The organism is Robertmurraya beringensis (assembly GCF_042433785.1).
Taxonomy (GTDB): Bacteria; Bacillota; Bacilli; order Bacillales; family Cytobacillaceae; genus Robertmurraya_A; species Robertmurraya_A beringensis.
Map to the genome: position 1 here is coordinate 1 of NZ_JBHLUU010000060.1, position 1,562 is coordinate 1,562.

Annotated in this window: 3 protein-coding genes and 1 pseudogene; 1 reads left to right on the forward strand and 3 read right to left on the reverse strand. The window is 37.5% G+C overall.

Annotation, left to right across the window (positions count from 1 at the left end):
- Window positions 1-128: 128 nt before the first annotated feature.
- The 3 genes and pseudogenes from cotJC to ACFFHF_RS11900 all read right to left on the reverse strand — a co-directional run.
- Window positions 129-290: pseudogene (cotJC, locus tag ACFFHF_RS11890) on the reverse strand (spore coat protein CotJC); the annotation flags it as partial.
- Between the two features lie 15 nt (window positions 291-305).
- Entirely contained in the window at window positions 306-566 is a 261-nt protein-coding gene (locus ACFFHF_RS11895) for a spore coat protein CotJB (RefSeq protein WP_340903371.1), read from the reverse strand.
- Window positions 563-811, reverse strand: a complete 249-nt coding sequence (locus ACFFHF_RS11900) for a spore coat associated protein CotJA (RefSeq protein WP_340903369.1) — start codon at window positions 809-811, stop codon at window positions 563-565. The genes ACFFHF_RS11895 and ACFFHF_RS11900 overlap by 4 nt, the downstream gene beginning before the upstream one ends.
- 165 nt (window positions 812-976) lie before the next feature.
- Here ACFFHF_RS11900 and ACFFHF_RS11905 point away from each other — a divergent pair, with 165 nt between their 5' ends.
- Window positions 977-1,465, forward strand: a complete 489-nt coding sequence (locus ACFFHF_RS11905) for a hypothetical protein (RefSeq protein ID WP_377058229.1) — start codon at window positions 977-979, stop codon at window positions 1,463-1,465.
- Window positions 1,466-1,562 lie beyond the last annotated feature (97 nt).

Below are 1,562 nucleotides of genomic sequence, written 5' to 3' on the forward strand. Positions count from 1 at the left end.
CCTTGATGACTTGTAATTTAAATTCTTTAGAATGTTTTATTCGTTTCATGATGTCAGCCTCCTTGGTACATTAAGCAGTATAATAAATATTACTCTTATTGTCCAAGTTCATTTTGGGGCTTATGAGCAACCACTTTATCTGGAATGGTATATCTTTGGTTTAAGTATCTTAACGCAGCAGCCAATTCCCCATCTGCTCCACCATATTGTTCGATCAAGAATTTTGCTAAGGTTGGATTACAGGTTGTTACTTTTACCGGATATTGCAGTTTCTTTTCGTAAATCCACATGTTTATCCTCCCTTTCTACACCTGCCACGGCCAAGGAGATGTTCCCCAACTCCAATTTGCATCAGTATAACTATTTCCATATTGAAGTAGTGGACCGAACTCTGCTTCAAACTGTTGTTTAAGCTGTTTACTGTATTGTGCGAATTGATTAAATTGCTGCATCGCTTGTTGATCGGTTTGATGAGTATCAAGGTATAACGTGAGTTCTACTAGAACAAAGTCGGCGGCTTGAATTTCCTCCATTAATTGGTAGTATCTTTCAGGCAACTGCTTCACTTCTCCTGCCCCCTTTTTGCTTCATAAGGGTTTTCATAATAATCGTAAAAAATAGGCCAAAGGGTGCCTTTTAATAGCGCTTCTTTTGGTGAAAATTGCTGAAGATTAGGGGGTTGAAATCCTACATATAGATTTGGAGGCGTTGAGTAAAACTTAACCCCAATCGGACGACAAGGATCAAATGGACTATGGTAGGGTTGGTACGTTTTCATGTGAGTAAATACTTGTTTCGGCTGGTTAGCCATAATTCCCACCTCTTTTTACCCAGTTTATAAAGTATACTCGAATACCGCTTGTCACTATGTCTAAAAAGTTCTTTCCATTCAAATCGTATGTTTTCTTATCTAGCTTCATATTTTTAACTGACAATCTCGAACAGAGGTGTGGTGCTAATGAGAAGTGAAAAAATAATGAAGACGAAAGATCATTTAATCGCAAGCCTGAGAGATAAGCAGAAAAGAGATGGTTCGTGGAAGTTTTGTTTTGAAGGTAGTTTAATGACAAATGCCTATATGATCATATTGTTACGGTCATTGGACATCCAATCAGAGGAGGCGCTTATAAAACGACTGGTGCATGAGATATGTAAAAAGCAAGAGAATAACGGCTCATGGAAACTTTATTATGATGAAAGATTTGGTAACTTATCTAATACAATCGAATGTTATTTTGCACTACTTTATTCTGGTTACTTACCAAAGGATTCGGATGTTCTGCAGAGGGCAAAATCATTTATTATCAAAAATGGTGGACTTCAAAAATCTGAGTGGTTAACAAAATCCATGTTAGCTATTACGGGGCAGATCCCCTGGCCAACCATTATTAAACTCATCCCTATAGAAATCATGCTTTTACCCCCTTGGTCGCCCACGTATTGTCAAAACTTTTATATTAAATAGGCTATAAAATACCTTGATAGAGGGCTTTTTGAGCAAAAAAATTGCCACCCCCTGAATTTTAGGAAATAGTGAGGTTACCACACCAAACACCAACCTA